The 6151-nt window shown below is 43.6% G+C and carries 6 protein-coding genes; 3 read left to right on the top strand and 3 right to left on the bottom strand.

The window, feature by feature from the left end; all coding sequences use genetic code 11:
* Positions 1 to 66: 66 nt before the first annotated feature.
* Positions 67 to 1275, bottom strand: a complete 1209-nt coding sequence (locus ABT58_RS06995; RefSeq protein WP_047873565.1) for an acyltransferase family protein — start codon at positions 1273 to 1275, stop codon at positions 67 to 69.
* Between the two features lie 389 nt (positions 1276 to 1664).
* Between ABT58_RS06995 and ABT58_RS06990 the strand changes: the two genes are divergently transcribed.
* Positions 1665 to 2885, top strand: coding sequence for a hypothetical protein (locus ABT58_RS06990; RefSeq protein ID WP_047873564.1), 1221 nt, complete (start codon positions 1665 to 1667; stop codon positions 2883 to 2885).
* Positions 2886 to 2951: 66 nt separating this feature from the next.
* On the opposite strand, the gene ABT58_RS06985 is transcribed toward ABT58_RS06990, so the two are convergent.
* Both ABT58_RS06985 and ABT58_RS06980 read right to left on the bottom strand, forming a co-directional pair.
* A complete protein-coding gene (locus ABT58_RS06985) occupies positions 2952 to 3644 on the bottom strand; it encodes an SDR family oxidoreductase (RefSeq protein WP_047873563.1) in 693 nt (230 codons plus the stop codon).
* Positions 3645 to 3767: 123 nt separating this feature from the next.
* Positions 3768 to 4481, bottom strand: a complete 714-nt coding sequence (locus ABT58_RS06980) for an IclR family transcriptional regulator (RefSeq protein WP_047873562.1) — start codon at positions 4479 to 4481, stop codon at positions 3768 to 3770.
* A 480-nt stretch (positions 4482 to 4961) separates the two neighbouring features.
* Between ABT58_RS06980 and ABT58_RS06975 the strand changes: the two genes are divergently transcribed.
* Both ABT58_RS06975 and ABT58_RS06970 read left to right on the top strand, forming a co-directional pair.
* The gene (locus ABT58_RS06975; RefSeq protein ID WP_047873561.1) at positions 4962 to 5348 is read left to right on the top strand and encodes a hypothetical protein; all 387 of its coding nucleotides are present in this window, start codon (positions 4962 to 4964) and stop codon (positions 5346 to 5348) included.
* A 338-nt stretch (positions 5349 to 5686) separates the two neighbouring features.
* Complete coding sequence (locus ABT58_RS06970; protein WP_146147175.1) at positions 5687 to 6112, top strand: hypothetical protein; 426 nt, start codon at positions 5687 to 5689, stop codon at positions 6110 to 6112.
* Positions 6113 to 6151 lie beyond the last annotated feature (39 nt).

Raw genomic sequence — 6151 nt, 5'->3', positions numbered from 1 at the left:
GCCTTAACTGATCGGCATTAAGGCGATGACCTCCTTTTTTGTGCTCCGCTTAGGTTGCCAGCACGGTCAGGCGGTCGCAGAGGAAGATGTGGGTGCTTTTTTCATTCGTGCGCGTAACCATTTCATCACTGGCTTTTCAAAATAGAAATAGCTCAGAGCGGAAAGGCCGATGGTCACCAGTGCAAACACCAGTGCGCCGATCCCTGCGGTAAACCAGCTGGTTTGGCTGTACCACCGTGCAACGGTTTCCGGCATCAGGTGATGAGCAATTTCAATCCCGGCCAACAGCAACACGGCGTGCCACAAATAAAGCGAATAGGATATATCGCCTAAGAAGCGGGTGATTTTATTATCCAGTAGCAGGAAGACTGGGCTTTTCCGTTCTGTTTGTTGGGCGGCAACAAAAACCAGTAAAGCAAATGACGTAACCACAATCACGTTGTGATAGGAATATGTTGGAAGATGCAGTAGCCCAAGGCTGAGCATCATGACGACAAGTAATGTGATGTCATGGTTGAAAAACTGCTGACGGCGTGGTGACAGTGTCACGGTTTGCAGCCATGCACCCAGCACAAAACTGGATAACGCGCGCAACAAAGCCAGCACACCGCCAGTGGCATCTAACGTGCCTTTGGAAGCATTGACCACACATAAGCCTGCAATAAACAACAGAGGGGTAAGATAAGAGAGTTTCTTGCGAAGCAAAAGGGGGACAAGGAAAGGGAACACCATGTAACTGAGCCATTCGACACTCAGTGACCACGAGGAAATGTTCCATGTTAAATCGGTTTCGGTGATACCGTGCAGCATAAACAGGTTAGGCAGTAGCGCATCAAACCGGTTGAATGGCCCATTAAAAGCAGGAATACCGGATACGCCCCAGCTTTCAAACAGCGCACCACCGTAAAAGCCCAAACCATTCGCAGATTTTACGCTCTCCCAAACGATTAATACGACTAAAGTGATGAAAAACAATGGGTAGATGCGAGAGAAACGCAACCACATGAACTGCCCCCAGGATAATGCGTGGGAAGGCGGGCTTGAAGCAGGGTTCTCTTTGTCTCGGGAAAATGCATTGGCATACACTTGCATCATCACAAAACCACTCAAAATGAAGAAGAGATCAACCCACAAATAACTGTTTTCAATAAAGTGGGTATAGTCTTGGAGGGGCGTCATCCATTGGGGAAACAGGATCAGTCTGGCGTGGAAAAAGACCACGCACAGGGCGGCAATGCCGCGTAGCGGTGTGAGTATCGGTATCGCATTTTTCATGGGTGTTATTCCTATGCAATCAACATTCATCTTTATTTTGTATGCTGAAATAAATCAGAACAATAGGCATAAGGTATGTAGAAAAAATAACCGATGCATTTTTTACCAAAGGGTGAAGTGAGTTCCAATAACCTTCATTTTAAAGTAGATATCGCTAAAAATGTTAAATGCCACTCGGTAAAAATTTGAATCAAGGTTCGCTGTTCGATACTTTGCTTTCAGTTGTTGACAGGTGAGTGCTGTGTATATCGATTCACCGTTGTGCAGCCTGTGTCGCATTTGTGTATCAGCCATCATTGTACGACTACTCTCCCATCTTCCGTCATCATAAAATCTTTAGACTAAATGAAGTGAAATGGAATGTTATTACAGTGAGTGATACAAGGAATATGGATTATTGTGAAACAGCTTGGCGGGGTGAATCGCCAAAATCTATTGAATTGGTGGACGACGTGGATCCCAGTGAAACACTGATTCCAAGAAAACTGTTTCTTTTACAATGTACACTTGGATTCTTATCAGTAATTTCAGCCATATTCATTGCTTTGGATTTTTCCTTTTCATTACTTATATTGTATTCGTCTGGGTTTCAGCAAATCGAAACACATGAATTGAGGTCGGTATCTATTATATTAATGCTAGTTGTGATCTTACCAAGATTTTTAATTAATCAATATGTGAAAAAACACCACTCAGAATTCTTTGGTTCTGCTGTGCCATTGACCAATGACGGGATGGTACATGACAAGCAAATGAATTACAGAGGCAACTATTCATTAATATATAAAAATATTCTTGGTCTATCATCATTGACAGTGAGATCTTCACAAGAGGCAATGAAGGAGCAGACTAAAAATAAACTATTGTATGCTTTGTCAGAAAAAGAGTTGATATTCTATCGAATAGAACATTCAAAGTTTAATAGATATTTAAAGTGGGTTAACTATATCAATATACCAGTAATATTGTTGAGCATAGCATTCATGTTTTTTACGCCACCATTGTATGAAGACGTTAGTATGAAGGGGCAGATAGTTGCAATTGCTATCAGTGTTGTCCTGTTTATTTTATGGATATTGGAAAAACAACGCAGCAAGAGGTGTGTACCTTACTTATGGTTTAATCGTATAACGGGTAATGTCTCTTATGTAAGCGAGGAAGGGAATCAGTGGAGTGCTCATTTTACACAATTGAATGCCTACCGGACTCTTACGTTGAATAGGCATGCTGGTGGTTTAGGCGCAACGAGATGTTATGAATTATCGTTCGTTCAACGTTATCCAACGGGTAAGTCTCGTGAATACATCAGATTGCCTGAAACGTTACATTATCAAGATGAAGAAGAGTTTTGGGAGTTTATGCAAGCCTATATGAATGTAAACTGTCCATTGCCATATATTTTACCCCTGGCTCATGTAAGAAAAATGGATCCAACTACTTATGTAATGCGTCAGCAAGTATCTAAAAATGAACGGTATAAATTGATTGTGAAGATGGATAAAATAACAAATGCAGGTTATCGCTCAGTATTGCTACAAATTAAGAATCAAGAAAAGCTGTCCATAAAATGGTCTGGGAATAATCCAACACAGCTTCAGTTTATTGTCTGATATATAAAAATAAAGCAGACCTTGTATGGTCTGCTTATATTCATTAATTATGATTATAAAAAGGCATTACCACTCGATAGCCGTGCCATCAAATACGCGGAAACTGCCCGATTCCTCCAAGGTGAGGTTTTCTGCTACCTGGATAATGCCAGACACGCTCTCTTGTGGCGTGAAAGTGGCTGACGTTCCGCCCATATCGGTTTGTACCCATCCCGGGTGAATAGCCAATGTTTTTACGCCTTGTTCTCGTAAGTTTTGCGCGGCAGAAACCAGAATTTGGTTTAATGCGGCTTTAGAGGCTCGATAGCTATACATATTGCCCGATGTGTTGTCACCTAAGCTCGCCACGCGGGTTGAAATGCCCACAATGGTTTTGTGTTCACTGGCTGCCACGTTGTCTCGTAATGCTTGAATCAGTAATGCTGGCGCGACGGTATTGATCGTGAGTACTTCCAGCCACTTAGCTTGTGTCATTTCCCCCAATGTGGCGCAATCATCGCCAAGTACGCCTGCGTTTAAAATGAGATGATCAATGGCACGACCTGATAAGTGACTCGCCAATGCTAAAATGTCTGCTTCGTCGGTGACATCAACGCGCAGTAATTCAATGTCAGTATGCGTTTTAGCCAATGTTTGTAAGTGATCTGCGGTTTCTGGTGTTCGGCAAGTGGCTAATACCTGCCAGCCTTTTTCGGCATATTGTCGCGCAAATTCAAGTCCTAAGCCTCGGTTTGCACCTGTGATTAATACGGTTGCCATAACACTCTCTTCTTTTTTAGATGATGTTGTTTGGAATTCGATGAAGACCGATGAAGGGAGCAGTGTAAATAGGTGCCGACAGCGCAGTCCGTGTTGGACCAGAAAAACCACCATGATTCGACATTATCGAATACGTAAAGCGTCCTTGATGAAAAGTTGACCGAAATGGGAGAGTCGAGCGGCTGTCAGGATAGTTGCAGAGCCACTGATCCCAGCAACCGCGACAAAAGCGCCATTCAGATACAGAGGAATTGCTAAACAATGTAAGCCCGGTTCAGCATTTTCTAAATCGAGGGCAAAGCCTTGTTCTGCCACGCAGGCCAATTCTGTTTCTAAAGCGGCGGACAATCCTTGCTGTACACGTAAGCGGCGTCGCAAAGTGTCGTCAAAGGCGAGAAAGACTTTACCGATTGCCGAGGTGGTTAAACCTTCGCGTTTACCACGAGGACTACGTATGGTGAGTGGGCTATTTTGCTCAATGGCATCAACATAGAGATATTCTTGTGCGCCACTTTGTATGGCTAAGTAAGCCGTGTTGCGGGTTGTGGTCGCCATGTGTTTAAGCAATGGCATGAAATGACGGCGGATAGTGGCATCCGCTTCTTCCAACGGTTTAGCCAATTCTTTCACGCGTAATCCCAAGGTATATCCATCGGGAGTGCGCTCAGCATAACCCAGCGCGCATAACGTACTCAGCAAGCCATGAGCGGTCGTTTTTTGCAGGTGCGCGCGTTCACTGATGGCTTGTAATGGTAGTGGGGCATCGCTGTACGATAAGGATTCAAGCAGGCTGAAGGCCCGTTCGACAGATTGAATGCGTTTAACCGTTGATGACACAACACGTCCTTAGGGTAGAGAGGCTAGTCCACGAATTATACGCAGAAAGCCTTTTTTCTTCGCAGAGAAATGATAGCGATAGAATGATCTTGCTTTGTAAAGTATGCGTAATTTGAAATGTAGCTAAATAGAATGAAAATACACATTTCATTTTGAAAATTTAGCCTAACTTGGAGTTTGATGCTGGTTTAAACGGGCTACTTAGGCGCAACTCGGAACGTATAGGTCGTTTTGCGAGAAAGCGTACAATTTCTTACATTAAACATCAGCTTTAACACTTACGTTACCTTTATGGTATATACTCTGAAAGGTCAGAGAGTTAACATGTTACAAATTGTAAATCCATGAATTTCTAAAGGCTATACCGCGATAGGTCAAAAAATGTGCTATGTGCATTTTTGATGAAAAGTGAGAAAATAGCCGTATCTAATGAGTGAGTGAAGAAAGGACGCATTTTCTACTTTTCCTAAGGGGGCGTGTATGAAATTGGCATTAATTTTACTTTTCTCTGCGTCGGCAGGCGTACTTTCCGGTGAGCATTTCCACTCCTTTATGGCTGGCCTGGGGATTGCCGCCATTGCGGTCGGATCGGCCTATTGGTTAGCGTTTCGCTGTTCAACACGTTATCCGCAATTGGCATTTTTGATGTTGCTGATGGGGTTGATGGCGAAAATCGGTGTAACCATTACGGGGGTTATGTGGGGCTTAAAAGCCGATGTCATTAACTCTCCGTTTGTGTTTTCGTTGTCGTACTTATTCTTCTCAATCGTCGTGACTTACCTGTATTCAGTGTGGCGCGAATTGATGATGAAAAAGCAGGCTGAGAAGCAGCAGGAAGCCGTCGTGTTAACGATAAAAACACCATAGTATTTCACCGTTATGGCGGTGGTCTGGATACCAGAGAAACGGGTTTCGTTGTGTTGAACAATGAAGCCCGTTTTTGTATGTGCGAAATGAGAACATGCAAGGTTGGAAATCGTGTTCGCAATTTGCAAATGCGATCAGCCTGAACGCAAATTGCCATACTATCAGGTATATGTAGGGCGATATGCTTTCAACGGGAAGTCGCCGTAAAGACAAGTGTTTAGCTATATTCACTTGTTTGTCAGTAAATGTAGGCGTAGTTATTGCATGATATTGGTAGAGCGAAAACACTGAGCGGCAATGAGGTTGATGCCCATAAAGCGAATAGGGGTGGGATGGTAATGAAAGCCACAATTGTTTTGATTTTGCTGTTCGTTTTTAGCAGTCACTGCTGGGCTGCAGCGGATCTGAGCAGAGCAAAGGAATTAGCCCGTTGCTATAAGATTGTCGTGCCACCCATTGTATTTAATCAAGATGATTACAGTGATCGCGAGTACCAAAACCTGATCGGGCTGGAAAAACACTTTAAGCGTCAGGCCAAATCGTTGGCGGGAAATCAGTGGGAGTTGGTGTCATTCATGGCGCTCTCTTGGGCTGAGGGGGTGGTGTCTACCCATCAGTTTAATGGTGAACAGTTGCATGACTACCGGGATTGGGTGCTGAACTCTTGCCGTGAATACTATGGTAATGGTGGGTATAAGCATGTTCGCCTGAAAGACAGTGAAAAACTGATGATCGCCGATACTGACGGATCGATGTTTAATTGATGAAAGTCCTGTAACTACAGACAGTTTACGTTAAAATAG

It is taken from the genome of Photobacterium aphoticum (assembly GCF_001029435.1).
In the GTDB taxonomy this organism is placed as follows: domain Bacteria; phylum Pseudomonadota; class Gammaproteobacteria; order Enterobacterales; family Vibrionaceae; genus Photobacterium; species Photobacterium aphoticum.
The sequence above is the reverse complement of the archived record's forward strand: the minus strand, read 5'-3'. Positions and strand labels throughout refer to the sequence as shown.